Annotated in this window: 12 protein-coding genes; 5 read left to right on the forward strand and 7 right to left on the reverse strand. The window is 72.5% G+C overall.

Annotated features, from left to right (window positions below; all coding sequences use genetic code 11):
* Positions 1–10: 10 nt before the first annotated feature.
* Both sbnA and sbnB read right to left on the reverse strand, forming a co-directional pair.
* Positions 11–1006 (reverse strand): 2,3-diaminopropionate biosynthesis protein SbnA, encoded by a 996-nt coding sequence (sbnA, locus tag ACZ7PG_RS32425; protein WP_470242939.1) that lies wholly within the window; start codon positions 1004–1006, stop codon positions 11–13.
* A 57-nt stretch (positions 1007–1063) separates the two neighbouring features.
* The gene (gene sbnB / locus ACZ7PG_RS32430) at positions 1064–2110 is read right to left on the reverse strand and encodes a 2,3-diaminopropionate biosynthesis protein SbnB (protein ID WP_470242940.1); all 1047 of its coding nucleotides are present in this window, start codon (positions 2108–2110) and stop codon (positions 1064–1066) included.
* A 164-nt stretch (positions 2111–2274) separates the two neighbouring features.
* Here sbnB and ACZ7PG_RS32435 point away from each other — a divergent pair, with 164 nt between their 5' ends.
* The gene (locus tag ACZ7PG_RS32435; RefSeq protein ID WP_470242941.1) at positions 2275–3210 is read left to right on the forward strand and encodes an ATP-binding cassette domain-containing protein; all 936 of its coding nucleotides are present in this window, start codon (positions 2275–2277) and stop codon (positions 3208–3210) included.
* Positions 3207–4001: an ABC transporter permease gene (locus ACZ7PG_RS32440; RefSeq protein ID WP_470242942.1), complete on the forward strand. Its 795-nt coding sequence runs from the start codon at positions 3207–3209 to the stop codon at positions 3999–4001. Before ACZ7PG_RS32435 ends, ACZ7PG_RS32440 begins: the two co-directional genes overlap by 4 nt.
* Positions 4002–4216: 215 nt before the next feature.
* Here ACZ7PG_RS32440 and ACZ7PG_RS32445 read toward each other — a convergent pair whose 3' ends face one another.
* From ACZ7PG_RS32445 to ACZ7PG_RS32455, 3 genes are all read right to left on the reverse strand, one after another.
* Entirely contained in the window at positions 4217–4942 is a 726-nt protein-coding gene (locus tag ACZ7PG_RS32445; RefSeq protein ID WP_470242943.1) for a helix-turn-helix transcriptional regulator, read from the reverse strand.
* A 350-nt stretch (positions 4943–5292) separates the two neighbouring features.
* Entirely contained in the window at positions 5293–6552 is a 1260-nt protein-coding gene (locus ACZ7PG_RS32450; RefSeq protein WP_470242944.1) for a pyridoxal phosphate-dependent aminotransferase, read from the reverse strand.
* Positions 6549–7958: a KamA family radical SAM protein gene (locus ACZ7PG_RS32455; RefSeq protein WP_470242945.1), complete on the reverse strand. Its 1410-nt coding sequence runs from the start codon at positions 7956–7958 to the stop codon at positions 6549–6551. Before ACZ7PG_RS32455 ends, ACZ7PG_RS32450 begins: the two co-directional genes overlap by 4 nt.
* A gap of 218 nt (positions 7959–8176) precedes the next feature.
* On the opposite strand from ACZ7PG_RS32455, the gene ACZ7PG_RS32460 reads away from it, so the two are divergent.
* Together ACZ7PG_RS32460 and ACZ7PG_RS32465 are read left to right on the forward strand one after the other, a co-directional pair.
* Positions 8177–8890 carry a thioesterase II family protein gene (locus ACZ7PG_RS32460; protein ID WP_470243655.1) on the forward strand — a complete coding sequence of 238 codons (714 nt, stop codon included), beginning with the start codon at positions 8177–8179 and terminating at the stop codon, positions 8888–8890.
* Positions 8887–11142, forward strand: coding sequence for a non-ribosomal peptide synthetase (locus ACZ7PG_RS32465; protein WP_470242946.1), 2256 nt, complete (start codon positions 8887–8889; stop codon positions 11140–11142). Before ACZ7PG_RS32460 ends, ACZ7PG_RS32465 begins: the two co-directional genes overlap by 4 nt.
* Here the strand turns inward: ACZ7PG_RS32465 and ACZ7PG_RS32470 are convergent, their stop codons facing one another.
* The gene (locus ACZ7PG_RS32470; RefSeq protein ID WP_285479112.1) at positions 11143–11610 is read right to left on the reverse strand and encodes a cupin domain-containing protein; all 468 of its coding nucleotides are present in this window, start codon (positions 11608–11610) and stop codon (positions 11143–11145) included.
* On the reverse strand, positions 11607–14330 hold the full coding sequence (locus ACZ7PG_RS32475) for a BTAD domain-containing putative transcriptional regulator (RefSeq protein WP_470242947.1): 2724 nt from the start codon (positions 14328–14330) through the stop codon (positions 11607–11609). The genes ACZ7PG_RS32470 and ACZ7PG_RS32475 overlap by 4 nt, the downstream gene beginning before the upstream one ends.
* 344 nt (positions 14331–14674) lie before the next feature.
* Between ACZ7PG_RS32475 and ACZ7PG_RS32480 the strand changes: the two genes are divergently transcribed.
* A complete protein-coding gene (locus ACZ7PG_RS32480; RefSeq protein WP_470242948.1) occupies positions 14675–15004 on the forward strand; it encodes a PadR family transcriptional regulator in 330 nt (109 codons plus the stop codon).

Consider the following 15004-nt stretch of genomic DNA (forward strand, 5'->3'; position numbering starts at 1 on the left):
GTTCTCCCGGTCAGTGCGCGGCGTTCAGTTCGGACAGGCGGCCGTCTTCGTAGGCGGGCTCGTATTCGGGCCAGTAGGACTCGCGCACCCAGGCGTCGTCGTAGACGGTGGCGAGGTAGCGCTCCCCGAAGTCCGGCGCGATGGCGACCGCGGTGACGGGCAGGCCCGCCGCGTTGGCGTCCAGCCAGGCCAGCGCGCCCGCGACCACCGTGCCGGTGGAGCCGCCGAACAGGAAGCCCCGCCCGGCCAGCTCGCGGCACCGGCGCACGGCGTCCGGCTCGGTCACGTGCACCACTTCGTCCACAAAGGACTCGTTCAGGATGCCGGGGCGGACGCTGGTGCCCAGCCCCGGGATCAGCCGGCGCGCGGGCGCCCGGCCGAAGGTCACCGACCCTTCGACGTCCACCGCCACGATCCGCGGCGCCCGCCGGGCGTTGCGGAAGTACCGGGCGCACCCCATCAGCGTCCCGGTGGTCCCCGCGCCGACGAACAGCACGTCGATGCCGGGGAACTGCCGTGCGATGGCGGGCGCGGTGGTGAGGTAGTGCGCCATCCAGTTGTCCCGGTTCGCGTACTGGTTCAGCCAGACGAACCCGCTCTGCGCGCACAGCATCCGCACGTGGGCGATGCGCGCGCCGAGGAACCCGCCCTCGGCGGCCGGCTCGGTGACGACGTGCACCCGGGCGCCGAACGCCTCCATCATCCGCCGCGTCGCCTCGTTGCAGCGCGCGTCGGTCACGCAGACGAAGCCGTAGCCGCGGTCGGCGGCGATCATGCTCAACGCGACGCCGAGGTTGCCCGAGGAGGATTCCACCAGCGTCGAGCCGGGCGTGAGCAGCCCTCGCCGTTCGGCGCTCGTGATCATCTCCAGCGCCGCCTTCAGCTTCACCGAGCCGGCGAAGTTGAACGCCTCGCACTTGAGGTACAGGGCGGGGCCGAAGACCGGCCGCAGATCCACGTACAGGTTGTCTTCGTTGTATTCCTGCGGAGCCGAGATGATGGGCACGCACAACCCCTATTCGTGCGGGAGAGAACCGGCCGGGCGGGATCGCCGCGGTCCGGGCTAGCGGGCCGGGGGCCGGTGCCGGTCCAGCTCGTGGAAGAAGCCGTCGACCACCGGGAGCTCCCCCGCCGCCGCGGTCTCGTCGTAGACGTACTTCGCCACGGCGAGGTCGAGGACCCCGAGGCCGAACGGCGAGAAGATCAGCGGACGGCCGGCCCGCGGTTCGAGGCGGCCGGTCAGCACGTCGAACAGCGTGCCGGACAGGAAACCCCGGTCCCCGGTCAGCTGCTCGGCCAGGTGCGGCGACGTGTTCGCCTTGAGGCAGTGGTCGACGTCGTCGACGACGTTGGTGGAGACCAGCACGATCTCCGGGGCGATGTCGCGCAGCGAGACGTTGAGCACCAGCGGGTCGTGGGCGAACCAGTCGACGTCGGTGACGTACGGCTCGGCGGCGACGGTGGCGAACACGACCAGGTCACTGGCGCGGATCAGGCTCTCGGCGTCGCGGTGGCCGGTGACCCGCGCGGTGGTGCCGGTGCCTTCGAGGTAGTCGCGGAACCCGTCGGCCGACTCGGCGTGCAGGTCGTGGACGCCGATCTCGTCGAACTCCCAGCCGGTCGCCTGCAGGTAGGTGTGGATGAAGCGGGCGATCAGGCCGGTCCCGACGAACCCGACGCGGCGCGGGCGGCCGCGGACCGTGCTCAGCACCGACGCGGCGAGCGCGGCCGAGGCGGCCGTGCGGGCGGCGCTGATGATGGAGCTTTCCAGGCAGGCCAAGGGGTAGCCGGTGGCCGGGTCGTTGAGGATCAGCACCGCGGACGCCCGCGGGATCCCGTGCCGGACGTTGCCGGGGAAGCTGGAAATCCACTTGAGACCGTCCACCCCGTCATCCCCGCCGAGCGAGGCCGGCAGCGCGATGATCCGCGAGTCCGGGCGGTCCGGGAACCGCAGGAAGTAGGAGGGCGGGTTGACCGTGTTCCCGGCGCCGTGCAGCCGGTAGGCCGCCTCGACGAGGTCGACCACCTTTTTTTCGTTCCCGGCCAGTACGTTCGAGACCTGCCGGCCGGAAATGACCGCGAAAGGAGGAATTTCGTTCCGCTCCGGCATTTCTTCCCTCCGATTCCCGCCCGTCTTCCCGGGCACTGGGGTGGCTTGCCGAAATGACGCTAGCCGCGCCGCCACTGGCAATCCGCCACCACTGCTGGCGGGCGGCAAAGGGGCCCGCTGCTGGAATGGGGCTCGCGCCGTCGCCGGAAGAGAAGGGCCGAGGAGTGACCGCAGCAATCGAAACCGAGGGTCTGACCAAACGGTACGGCAGTCATCAGGCGTTGCGCGGGGTCGACCTGCACGTGCCGGCGGGCACGGTGCTGGGGGTGCTGGGACGCAACGGCGCGGGCAAGACCACGACCGTGCGGATCCTGTCCACCCTGCTCGTCCCCGACTCCGGCCGCGCGTTCGTCGCCGGCCTCGACGTCGTGCGGCAGCAGGCCGAAGTGCGCACCCGGATCGGGCTGACCGGGCAGTACGCCGCCGTCGACGACCGGCTGACCGGCCGCGAGAACCTGGTGCTGCTGGGCACGTTGCTCCACATCGGACGCCCGGCCGCGAAGTCCCGCGCCCGCGAGCTCCTGGCCCAGTTCGACCTCACCGACGCCGCCGACCGGCAGGTCCGGACCTATTCCGGCGGCATGCGGCGCCGGCTCGACCTCGCCAGCTGCCTGATCTCCCACCCCCCGGTCGTCTTCCTCGACGAGCCGACCACCGGGCTGGACCCAGCGAGCCGGGTCGTGCTCTGGGCGGCCGTCCGCGAGCAGGCGGCGGCCGGCACCACCGTGCTGCTCACCACCCAGTACCTCGAAGAGGCGGACAAGCTGGCCGACCGCGTCGTCGTCATCGACGCCGGCAAGGTCGTCGCCGAAGGCAGCCCGGAGCAGCTCAAGCGTGACGTCGGCGGCGAGTGGCTGGAGGTCTCCGTCACCGATCCGTCGCGCACGGCTGAAGCCCGGGAGATCCTCGCGTCGGTGGCCGGATCCGTCGAGGTCGCCGACGGCAGGCTGAGCGCGCCCGTTCCCGACGGAACGGCGGGAATCGCCGCGGTGGCGGGGAAACTCCACGCGAACGGGATCGCCGTGCAGGAGTTCGCGTTGCGCCGCCCGTCACTCGACGACGTCTTCTTCGCTCTCACCCGTACTTCGGAGGCGGTATGAACACGCTCCTCAGCGACGTCGCGGCCCTGACCGGCCGCCGGTTGCGCGCGACGGTCCGGTCGCCGGCGAAGATCGTCGGCGTGCTGCTCATGCCGATCAGCCTGGTGCTGGTGCTCGGTTTCCTGTTCGACGGCTCGATCACCCTGCCGGGCGGTGCGCCGTACGTGGACTACCTGACCGCCGGGGTCGCCGCGCAGGTGGGCCTGACGCTGGTGGCCACGAGCGGGCTCGGCATCGCCGACGACCTGGCCGGCGGCCTGGCCGACCGGTTCCGTTCGCTGCCGATCCCGCGGTCGGCGGTCCTGCTCGGCCACACGCTCTCGGACCTGGTCCTGGCGGCGGCCGGCATCGGGGCCACCACCGGGATCGCGTACACGATCGGCTGGCGGATCCACAGTGGACTGCTGCCGGGGCTGGCGGGGTTCGGGCTGCTGCTGTTGTTCGCGTACGCGATGCTCTGGCTCGGCGCCCTGATCGGCCTGCTCACCCGCGGCGCGGAGGCGATCAGCGCGATCGCGGCCCTGGTGATGGTGGTCGGCTCGTTCGTGTCGAACGCGTTCGTCCCGTTGCGCGGCCTGCCGGCCTGGCTGGCGACGGTGTCGGCGTGGAACCCGGTCAGTTCGGTGGTGGCCGCGTGCCGCCGCTTGTGGGGCAACCCGGACCTGGTGACGGCGGGGGCGGGTTTCCCCCAGCGCAACGCGACGGTGATCGCACTCGTGGTGCTCATCGCGGTCCTGGCGTTGGCGATCCCCGCCGGAACGCGGATCTACCGGACCGGCACGGCCGCCTGACCGGCAGCGCTCGCGACGGCCGGCGCGAGCAACCCGGCCACGCAGGCGCGGAAGGCGCGCTTGATGCGGTTCTTCGCCTCGCGGCACTCCGACCCGGCGGCAACTCCTGCGGCGGCCGCCCATCCGGCGCGAGCAGCGCAGCCACCCAGGCGCGGGAGCCCAGTTCTCCCCGCGGCGGCCACGCATCCGGAGCGAGCAACCCAACCCAGCAGGACCTACCGAACCGAAACCGCGGCCTGCCCGGCACTCAGCCGCCCCGGCAGGACCTGCGGCGGCCACACGTCCGGTGCGAGCAACCCCGCCACATACGCGCGCGAAACCAGCTCCGTCCGGTTCTTCACCTTCAGGAACCGCATCATCCGGTGGATGTGGTACTCCACGCCCTGCCGGGACAGGTACAGCCGCCGGGCCAGTTCGGCCGTGCTCGCTCCGGCCGCGACGCCCTGCAGGATCTGGGTCTCGATCTCGCTCATCGCGCGGTTCCGGCCCGCCGGGTCGATGCCGCGGCGCTGGACGCGGTCCGGCAGGAACAGCAGGAGGGCCGCCGCCGCGGCCGGGCGGCGGCCGGGCAGGGCCGCCGCGATCAGCGTCACCGGCAGGGCGCCCGCCGCGGGCACGAGCGGGGTGAACCGCTCGCGGAACCCGCGCTCCCCCTCCAGCACGAGCCGGGACAGGCGGCGCTGGACCCGTTCGGACACGAACGGGTGCAGCAAGCCGGGGAGGTCCGCCCGGCAGACCTCGGCCGCGGTGCGGCCGAACAGGCCCAGCATCTCGCGGTTCGCCGCGACCACCCGCAGCCGGTCGTCGAGAATCGCCGAAGAGACGTCCGAATTATCCAAGAAGGACGAGAACATTCTTTGGTACTCGCCCCCGATCTCTTTTTCCCGGTCGAGGGAAAAAGGGGAGTCGGTCACCGAGCCGTGGACCTGGATTTCGGGCATGGAAAACCACCGGTTCGTAGTCGGGCGATGCGGGATCCGGTGGCTTCGGTGCCGGGTGCGCCGGCCGTGCCACCGTCAGGACTCACCCTAGGAACGGGCGGTCACCAGCGTCAACACGAACGGGTGAGTGCGACCTAATCCTGTGGCACTCCGGGTGACCGTACGGTGACCCCACCCACCGAACGGTTCGGTCGGTGCGGTTTAGATGTTCTCCTCGAATCCCGTCCGGCGGTTGACAGGACCGGGCGCGGGCGAAACACCGCGAAGACATAATCCTTTTGACATATGTTAAGGCCACCTCAAGTGCGATGCACGCCCCTGAGGTGGCCTTGACGGGTTCGTTATGCGATTCAGCTGGTCAAGCCGGTGAACGCCGCGCGAAGAGTGTCGAGGGTCTCCACGATGTGCGGCAGCATGAGCGGCGACGGCGACCGCAGCGCGGCCCAGCGCTCCGCGTCGTCGGCGCCGTACAGCATGCTCGTCGCGGCGCGGAACCGCAGCGCGCCGGGGTCGTCGCCGAGGTGCTCACCACCCAGCACAGCGACCCCCAGCCGGTCGATCAGGTGCTCCTGCAGCGACGCCGACCCCGTGATGCCCTTCGCGGCCAGCACGTCCCGCACCGGCTCGAAGTCGGGGTAGACGTAGAAGCCGCCGGTGGGCGGGCGGCACACCGCACCGGCCTGGGTGACGATCCGGTGCACCGCGTCCGCGACGGCGCCGTGCAGGCGCGTGCTGGCCCGCAGGTGCGCGGTCACCTCGGGCGGCTCGGTCAGCGCGAGACAGGCCACCTCCTGCATGGGACCCGCCAGCGTGGACCAGATCTCGCTGGCCAGCCCCAGCACCGTCGAGCGCAGCGCCCGGCCGGCGACGGTCGCCGGGAACCGGGCGAAGCCGATCCGCCAGCCGCCGAGGGCGAGGCTCTTGCTCAGCCCGGACGTCACCACCGTGCGCTCGGGGGCGAACTCGGCCGGGCTCGCGTACGGATCGGCCGGGTCGTGCAGGATGTCGCGGTAGATCTCGTCGGAGACGATCAGCAGGTCTTCGGCTTCGGCGATCTCGCACAGCCGCCGCACGACGTCCGGCGGGGCGTGGGTGCCGGTCGGGTTGTCCGGCAGCGTCAGCAGCAGCATCCGGGGCCGCCCGCCGGCCGCGCGGAACGCCCGCAGCGCGCCGGGCAGCAGGTCGGGGTCGGGCACACCGCCGCAGCCGGCCGGGATGGGCACTTCGAGCACCGGACGGCCGAACAGGCGCGCCTGCGGGGCGTAGGTCACCCAGCAGGGTTGCGACAGGACCACCGCGCCGTCGATCGCCGCCATCAGCGCGAGCAGCAGCGGCTTGCTCCCCGGCGCCAGCACGATCTGCTCCGCTTCGGTCAGCAGGCCCCGGCGGGTGAAGTAGCCGGCCGCGGCCGCACGGCTGTCTTCGGCCCCGGCGACCGGCCCGTAGGCGGTGCGCCGGGCGCCGGCGAGCAGCCGGTCGGCGAGGAAGTCCGGCAGGGGCAGCCGGGACTCGCCGAACCCGAGGTGGATCAGCGGCTGGCCGGCCGCGTGCCGGCGGCTCACGGCCTCGTCGAGCGCGAGGTTGGGCGAGACGGCGTGCGCGGCGGTCATCGGACCCCTCCCCGCGTGTCCGCGACCAGGCCGAGGTCCACCGGGACGCCACGCGTGCCGCTCACGGAACCTCCGCGCCCCACGACGTGCTGCGACCGGACCGCCTCCGCGATGTCGGGCGGGGTGTCCGGGAGCAGCTCCAGCTCGTCGAGCCAGGCGGCGTCCGGCGTGTACCGCGCGAAGAACGGCCTGCCGGTCAGCCCCGGGCGCCGGGCCTGCAGGAACCTCAGCTGGAACAGCCGGTCCCCGCCGAGCTCGACCGTGCCGTCGACGACGACCTTGCCCGGCGTCGCCGACATGACCGGCCCCCGGATCGTGCGGGCGAGCCCCGGCAGCCGGCCGTACGCCCCGGCGAACAGCTCCTGGGCGCGCCCGAGCGGCACCTTGAAGTAGTCGTGCGGACCGGTGTCCCGGGCGACGAACATGTAGTACGGCACGGCACCCAGAGCCAGCTCGGTGCTCCACAGGCCGGCCAGCGCGTCCGCGTCGTCGTTGACGTGCGCGATCAGCGGCGACTGGCAGTACACCCGGGCGCCGGTGGCCAGGATCCGCTTGACCGCCTGGCCCGCGACGTCCGTGGCCAGCTCCCGTTCGTGGCTGTAGTGCGCCATCACCGAGAGCGTGCGCCCGGAGGCGACGACGTCCTCGTAGAGCCGCAGCACGGCGTCCGCGTCCGCGTCGGTCACGAACCGCTGCGGCCAGTAGGCGACGGACTTGGTGCCGATCCGGATCGTGCGCACGGTGGGGATCGCCAGCAGCGGCTCGAGGTGCACCCGCAGCCGCTCGGCGGACATCACCATCGGGTCGCCGCCGGTGACCAGCACGTCGGTGACCTCCGGGTGCTCCCGCAGGTACTCGACGAGCCGGTCGGCCTCCTTCACCGCGAACCGCAGGTCCTTCTCGCCGACGAACTGCGCCCAGCGGAAGCAGTACGTGCAGTAGGTGTGGCAGGTCTGGCCCTGCTGGGGGAAGTACAGGACGGTGTGGCGGTACTTGTGCTGCAGCCCGCCCAGCTCGTCACCGCCCAGGGTGGGCACGTTGAGCTCCAGCTGGCCCGAGGGGTGCGGGTTGAGGCTCTGGCGGATCCGCCGCACGACGGCGGGCAGGTCGGCGCGCCGACCCGGCCCGGTGGCCGCGCGGGCCAGGTCGCGCTCGTCTTCCTTCGACAGCATCCCGTCCTGCGGGAAGACCAGCTGGAAGATCGGGTCCGCCGGCACGTTCGCCCAGTCGATGAGCTCGGTCAGCACGTACTCGTTCACCCGGAACGGAAGGACGAGGGAGAAGAGCCGGATGGTTTCGGCGAGCCCTTCCGGGACGGGGAACCTCTTCAGGATTTCGTCGAGCTTGCTCGGTCCGTACGCTTCGAACCTGGTGCCCACCGGGGCCGGCTGTTCCAGCAGCTTCACGTCGACAATTCCCTTTCCTTCGAAACGGCCACGGCAGCGAAAAACAGCGGAATCCATTTGCGGGGACATTTCTGTTTCCTGCGGCCAGGTTAGAAGTCGGCGTCCTGGCAGAATGCTCGTCCCGCGAAAACCGGGAACGACACTGGCACGGCGCCACCGGGGCGGGCACTAACGTCGGAAAACGCATCGCTGCCCCGTACGAGGATGGTCTGGTGAGCATGAAGTTCTACTGCTGTCCCTTCGCCGGCGCCGGCGCGAGCGTCTACCGTTCCTGGACGCCGCCCGCGGCCGCGGAAATCGAGATCCGGCCGGTGCAGCTGGCCGGCCGGGAGGAGCAGTTCGGCCTCCCGCCGCACGAAGACGTCGCCGGCGCGGCCGCGCACGCGCTCGGGCAGATCCGGCGCACCGCCGTGGCCGGCGAGGAGATCGTCCTGTTCGGCCACAGCTCGGGCGCCGCGGTCGCGTTCGAGACGGCCCGCGCGATCGCGGCGTCGGGCGAGTTCCGGCTGGCCGGGCTGGTCGTCAGCGGCGCGCCGGATCCGGTGACGCCCTTGGACCTCGGCCTGCGCGGGCTCGAGGGCGAGGAGTTCGTCGCCGCCGTCGAGCGGCTGATCGGCTACGCCCACCCCGCGCTTTCCCAGCCGGAGCTGCGCGACATCCTGCTGCCACCGCTGCGCGCGGACCTCCTGGCGCGCGAGGCGTACCTGGCCCCCGCCGGCACCCGCCTGCCGGTGCCGGTGCTCGCGGTCCGCGGCGCGGACGACCCGCTCGTGTCCCGGACCGACCTGGCCGGCTGGGAAAGTGTTACCTCCGGCAGCTTCGACGTCGCCGAACTTCCGGGCGAGCACATGTACTTCCTGCCCGACCCGGCCGCGCTGCTGGACCTGCTCGCCGCGCGGTTCGCCGTCCCGGCAAGGGAAGGAGCCCGATGAGCGACCACTGGATGTCCTTCGACCCGGCCGGAACCGGGCCCGCCGAAGTGAGTGCCACCCTTCCCGCGAGCAGCGCCACGGACGTGCGGACGCTCGCGGCCGCGACCGCCGTCGTGCTGGCGCGGTTCTCCGGCGAGACCCCGCGGATCTCGTTGCCGGACGCTCGCGGGTCGCGGACCTGGATCCTCCCGGTGGCCGAGGACCTGCCCGCTTCCCGTTACCTCGCCGAGGTGTTCGTCGGCGCCGCGGCCGACACCGGGCCGGCGCCGGTCGCGATCGGCGTGCCGGACGGCGACTTCCCCTTGGTGCTCGACCTCACCCCGGGACGGCTGCGCTGCCGGTTCCGCCGCGAGCACGTCCACGAGACGGCGGCGCGCTGGCTGCTGCACGGCGTCCGCGTCGTGCTGGACCTGTTCGCCCGCGAGCCCGGTGCCACGATCGGCTCGGCCGACCTGACCGGCGGCGAGCACCCGGCGCCGGTGCTGCCCGGCGAAGCCGCCCCGGACTGGCTCGACGGCGAGCACACGCTCCACGAGCTGATCCAGCGGCGGGTGCTGGCCCATCCGGACGCGATCGCCGTGACGGCCGGGGACCGGGCGGTGTCCTACCGGGAGCTCGGCCAGGCGGCGGACGTCCTCGCGTCCCGGCTCGCCGAGCGCGGCTGCGGCCCGGGCAGCCGCGTCGGCCTGACCTTCGCCCGGTCGCCGGAGCTGATCGCCGCGATGTTCGCGGTGCTCAAGACGGGCGCCGCCTACGTCCCGCTCGCGCCCGGCAACCCGATCGCCCGGCTGAAGCGGATCGCCGAGGACGCGGAGGTGTCGCTCGTCCTCGCGGACTCCCCCGCCGAGCTGGGCCTGCCCACGCTGGTCGTCGACGACGGCGTGTGGACGGACCGGGCCGAGCCGTTCCTGATGACCGGCACCGCGGACGACGGCGCGTACCTCATCTACACCTCCGGATCCACCGGCCAGCCGAAGGGCGTCGTGGTGGCGCACCGGCAGATCTGCAGCCTGCTCGACGCGGCCCGGGTGTTCGGGTTCGGCTTCGGTTCCACCGACAGCTGGGCGCTGTTCCACACCTACTCCTGGGACTTCTCGGTGTGGGAGATCTTCGGCTGCCTGGCCACCGGCGGACGGCTGGTCATCGTGCCCGAGGAGACCGCCCGCGACGCGCACGCCCTGCACGACCTGCTGTCCGCCCAAGGCGTCACCGTGCTCAACCAGACCCCGTCGGTGTTCACGCAGCTGGCGGCGGTCGACGCCGACCGCGCCGAACGGCTTTCCGTGCGGCTGCTCATGTTCAGCGGCGAGCCCCTGGACATGGCGCTGATGCTCCGGTGGTTCGAGCGGTACCCGGAGCGGCGGTGCCAGGTGATCAACATGTACGGGATCACCGAGACGACGGTCGCGTGCACCTGGCACCCGGTCACCCGCGAGGCCGCGGCGGCGGGCAGCCGCTCGGTCGGGCGGGCCGTGCCGGGCTGGCGGGTCGACGTCGTCGACGAGCGGGGCCGGCGCGTGCCCCCGGGCGTGCCGGGCGAGATCCTGCTCGGCGGCGCCGGGATCGTCGACGGCTACCACCGGCGGCCCGAGCTGACCGCGGCCAAGTTCCTCGGCGAACGGGGTGCGCGCTGGTACCGCACCGGCGACCGCGGCCGCGTGCTGCCCGACGGCGAGCTGGAGTACCTGGGCCGGCTCGACGACCAGGTCAAGATCCGCGGCCACCGCGTCGAGCTCGGCGAGATCCGCGCGGTGCTGCTGGCCGAACCGGGTGTCCGCGCGGCGGCCGTCGTCGTGCGCCGGCGCGGCACGGGCGCGGGTTCGGAGCGGCTGGACGCCTACGTCGCCGGCACCGGGCTCGATCTGTCCGTTGTGGACAAACGACTCCAGGACCAGCTGCCCGGGTACATGGTGCCGGACACGCTCACCGAGCTGGACGGCCTGCCGGTGAACGCCAACGGGAAGCTCGACCCGGCCCGGCTGCCCGAACCGCGGGCGGCCACCGAGGAGCTCGGTCTCGTCGACGCCCTCGAAGCGACCGAACTGCAGCTCCGGGTCGGCGAACTGTGGGCGGGCGCCCTCGGCCGTCCGATCGCCTTGGACGACGACCTGTTCTTGACGGGCGGCAACTCCCTGCTGGCGTTCACGATCGTCGACGGCATCCGCAAGGCCGGCCTCGGCGACCTGGCGGTGGCCGATCTCTACCGGACCCGCACGGTCCGCGGGGTGGCGGCGGTCCTGTCCCCCGCCTGATCAGGCGCCTTCGACCGAACCCGGCGGCAGGAAGTCCACGTCGTGCAGTGCCGACAGCCGGACGACCTCCGCCGGGTCGGTCAAGTCGTGCAGGCGGTCGAAGAGCTGCGCCAGCCGCCCGGCCGGGCTCACCCAGAACAGTCCGCGGGTGAGGCCTTCGCTGCGGTTGTAGTACGCGTGCGGGAGGCCCTTCGGCATCCGCACGGTGTCGCCGGGGCCCGCCGTCGTCCATTCGCCGTCGAGGTAGAGGGTGAACACGCCTTCCAGGATGTAGATGTGCTCGTCCTGGGTCGGGTGGACGTGCGGCGGCACCCCGGTGCCGGGCGGGTCGAGCGTCTCGAACGCGAAGCTCGACTCGCTCGCGGCCTTGAGGGAGTAGGTGTGGCCGAGCACGTTCCACACCTTCCCCTCCCCGGCCGGCGTGATCCCCTTCGGCAACGGGCCCAGCACGATCTCTTCGCCGGTCATGGCACCTCCTGCTCGTCGTGACGGATTCCGGCCAGCCGTTCCTGGACGCGGGCGTGGCGGAACTGGTAGACGCCGCCGGCCTGCCGCAGCACGCCGCGGCGGTGGGCGTCGTCGAGGAAGTGCATGAGCCGCCAGGGAAGCCGGCCGGTCGCGGCGAGCCAGACGTGGTGGACGAAGTAGTTGCCCCACGCGCGCGTCACGAGCACCGACAGGCCGATGCCGCCGCCGAAGAAGAGGCCGACCACGACCGGCAGGACCGGGTTGGTCGCCGGCGGGAACACCTGGCCGCCCGCGATCGCGCCCGCGAGGCCGTAGCAGACGGCGGCGACCCCGCGGGCCATGAACCAGCCGAAGGCCACGCCCGCGAGCCCGCCGGCGATGGCCAGCGCCAGGTCGTACCGGCCGCCCAGCACCGGCAGGAACCGCGTGTTCGCGGTGAACGCGAACGCCATCCCGTCGAACAGCCCCAGCGACACCAGGAACGAGACGGACAGCGCGACCGCGCCGGTCCGTTCGTTGCGCAGGATCGTCCGCGGGCTCGACACGCGGCTGGCGTCGACCGGTTTCGCGAGCCACACGTGCACCGCGAAGACCAGGCCGAACACCAGTGCCAGGAAGACGACCAGGCCGGCGGCCAGCGACCAGCCCAGGCCGAGCAGGGTGCCCACGACGGCGCCGATCGCGAACCGGCCGGCGAACTTCCGGGCGGCCCCGGCGAAGCGCAGTTCGGTGCGCAGCGGCTCCGGCGCCCGCCCGAAGCGGTGCGTCAGGTATCCGGCGCCACCGAAGGAAAGGGCGTAGATCGCGGCCAGCGCCGGTCCGTCGTCGAGCAGGCCGGTGACGACGAAGAGCAGCGCGATCAGCCCGCCGACCAGGGCCGCCCGGGTGCCCGCGGGCACCGCCCGGTACAGCTGCCACCAGGCCAGGTCGCGGCTGCGCGCCTGCTCGAGGTGCCGGGCCAGGAACCCCAGCCAGCGGGTCGCCTGCTCGGCCGTGTACCGCCCGGACGGGCTGGTCTTCGGGTTCCGCCCCGGCGGCTGCGGCACGTCGGCGTAGGCGTTGGGGACGAACGAATCGAGCAACTGCCCTTCGACGGCTTCGGCGTCTCCGGCGCCGAGCAGCTCGGCGGGATCGGCACCGGGACGGCCGTATTCGATCCGCGCGAGGTCGACCATCAACGGCGTCCGCAGCACCCGGCCCAGCGCCGCGTCCGGGTCCCGCCGCAGCCGCTCGGCCACCGGGCGCCAGCGGTCGTGGCCGGTGCCCTCCCGCGCGGACAGGTAGGTGATCGCCTCCTGCCGGGCGACCGGTTCGAGCCGCACGACGGTGGCGACGCTCAACGCCGCGCCCGACTCGCGCGTCACCTGCTCGTACTCGGCCGAGCGGCACGTCAGCACCAGCGAGCGGCCCACGGCCATGGTCTGGTCGAGCGCGTCGAGCGCTGCGGCACGCAAGTCCGTCGGCATCTCGTCGAGGCCGTCGAGGACCGGGACGACGTGCCCGCCGAGGACGAGCCGCGTCGGCGCGCCGGGCCCGTACTCCTTGGCGTTGAGCAGGGCCGGGTGGTTCTCGGCGAGCCGGCCCGCCAGCCACCGGTCGAGGTGCTCGCGCCGCGGGTCCCACGAGGCCAGCGACAGCAGGACCGGAACCGGGGCGCCCGGGACGCGGGCGCGCAGCAGCTCCAGCGTCAGCATCAGGGCGAGCACCGACTTGCCGGAGCCGGGATCGCCGAGCACGACCAGCTGCCGCACGGGCAGCGCGGTGAACGTCTCCGCGATGTCGTCGAGGTCGCCGCGGCGCGCCGGTTTGCCCGCCCGCGCGAGCGCCGACCAGCGCAGGACGATCGGCTGCGGCCGGTGCAGCGACCGCAGCTCGGCTTCGGCGCGCCACTGCCACGTGACGGCTTCGGCCAGCTCGGTGACCGCGCGGTCGAAAGGGTGGTGCACCGGCGGCGCGTCCGGCTCAGGCTCGGGTTCGGGGTCGCTCGCGGTGGCCTCGGCGAGGATCTGGTCGTGCAGCCGCCGGAGGTCGGGGTTCGGGTCGACGCCGAGCTCGTCGGCCAGCCGCCGGCGCAGGCCGTGGAACAGCGTCGAGGCTTCGGCGTAGCGGCCCTCCTTCGCGAGGGCGCGCATGAGGAGCAGGTGGGACAGCTCGCGCATCGGGTGCTCGCCGCAGAACTCGGTCAGCTCGCGGACGACCTCACCCGTTTCGCCCAGCCGCAGCCGCCATTCGGCACAGAGCTCCACGGCGTCGGCGCGTTGTTCGTCGAGCACCGCGGCCCGGCCGGCGAGCGTGGTCGTCCGCAGCCCGTCGAGCGCCGGGCCGCGCCAGAGGGCGAGGGCGTTGCGGATCTCCTCGACGGCGTCGACGAGCTTCGCCTGCCCCGCGAGTGCCCGCGCCGCCGTGACGTGGCGGCGGAACCGGAGCGAGTCGAGGTCGTCGATGTCGGTCTGCAGCCGGTACCCGGGTCCGTCGGTGACGATCATGCCGCCGGTCTCGCCGAGCCGGCTTCGCAGCGCGGACACGCAGTTGCGCACCTGCTTCACGGCCGTCGCCGGCGGCTCGTCCTCCCAGAGCGCGTCGATCATGCGCTCCACCGGGACGACCGAGTTGGGGTTGAGCAGCAAAGCGGCCAGCGCGCGTTGCTGGCGCGGGCTCGCCAGGGTCACCCGATCCCCGTACGCAAGCACTTCCAGCGTCCCGAGAATCCGGAACCTCATCGCATCCCCCCTCGTGTCCCAGGCTAGCGGCCGGCGCCCGGCTCCGGAACGCGCTGGTGGAGCCGTCGATGCCGGCGCGAGGACGAAACGAGGACGGCTTCGGGAACCCTAGGGGCACGGCGAAAGAGGGGGAATGCCGGGGCGACCCGGTGGCGGGCGCGTCGTTGGGGGTCGCGCCCACCACCGGGACCGCCGGGCCCCCGGCGCCTGAAACCCGGTCACTCGGTGAGGCCATCGCGGAAGCACTCCGCGGTGGCCTCTTTTGCGTGCTTGCCCTGCCTCCACTAGTCAGTGTTACTATCTACCGGTACTCAGCAAGACTGAGTAGCACCGGGAGGCGGTACATGGGCAAGCAGATGACGGAAATGCTCAAGGGCGTGCTGGAGGGCATCGTCCTGGCGGTCCTGGCCGGGCGGTCCGCGTACGGCTACGAGATCACCGCGTGGTTGCGGGAGCAGGGCTTCTCCGACATCGCCGAGGGCACCGTCTACGCGCTGCTGATCAGGATCGAGCGCCGCGGGCTCGTCGATGTCGAGAAGGTCCCGTCCGAGAAGGGACCGCCGCGGAAGGTGTACGCCGTCAACGCTCAAGGGCGGCAGTACCTCGACGAGTTCTGGAAGACCTGGGGCTTTCTCTCGGAACGGCTCGCGCAGCTCCACGAAGGAGGGAACTGA

The sequence above is a fragment of the Amycolatopsis sp. NPDC114504 genome (assembly GCF_055633595.1).

What these genes read in the sequence shown, in the direction of transcription:
- ACZ7PG_RS32475 (WP_470242947.1), bottom strand. Translation starts at nt 14,330, where the DNA reads ATGAGGTTCCGGATTCTCGGGACGCTGGAAGTGCTTGCGTACGGGGAT.
- ACZ7PG_RS32445 (WP_470242943.1), bottom strand. Translation starts at nt 4,942, where the DNA reads ATGCCCGAAATCCAGGTCCACGGCTCGGTGACCGACTCCCCTTTTTCC.
- ACZ7PG_RS32470 (WP_285479112.1), bottom strand. Translation starts at nt 11,610, where the DNA reads ATGACCGGCGAAGAGATCGTGCTGGGCCCGTTGCCGAAGGGGATCACG.
- ACZ7PG_RS32440 (WP_470242942.1), top strand. Translation starts at nt 3,207, where the DNA reads ATGAACACGCTCCTCAGCGACGTCGCGGCCCTGACCGGCCGCCGGTTG.
- sbnB (WP_470242940.1), bottom strand. Translation starts at nt 2,110, where the DNA reads ATGCCGGAGCGGAACGAAATTCCTCCTTTCGCGGTCATTTCCGGCCGG.
- ACZ7PG_RS32450 (WP_470242944.1), bottom strand. Translation starts at nt 6,552, where the DNA reads ATGACCGCCGCGCACGCCGTCTCGCCCAACCTCGCGCTCGACGAGGCC.
- ACZ7PG_RS32480 (WP_470242948.1), top strand. Translation starts at nt 14,675, where the DNA reads ATGGGCAAGCAGATGACGGAAATGCTCAAGGGCGTGCTGGAGGGCATC.
- ACZ7PG_RS32465 (WP_470242946.1), top strand. Translation starts at nt 8,887, where the DNA reads ATGAGCGACCACTGGATGTCCTTCGACCCGGCCGGAACCGGGCCCGCC.
- ACZ7PG_RS32460 (WP_470243655.1), top strand. Translation starts at nt 8,177, where the DNA reads ATGAAGTTCTACTGCTGTCCCTTCGCCGGCGCCGGCGCGAGCGTCTAC.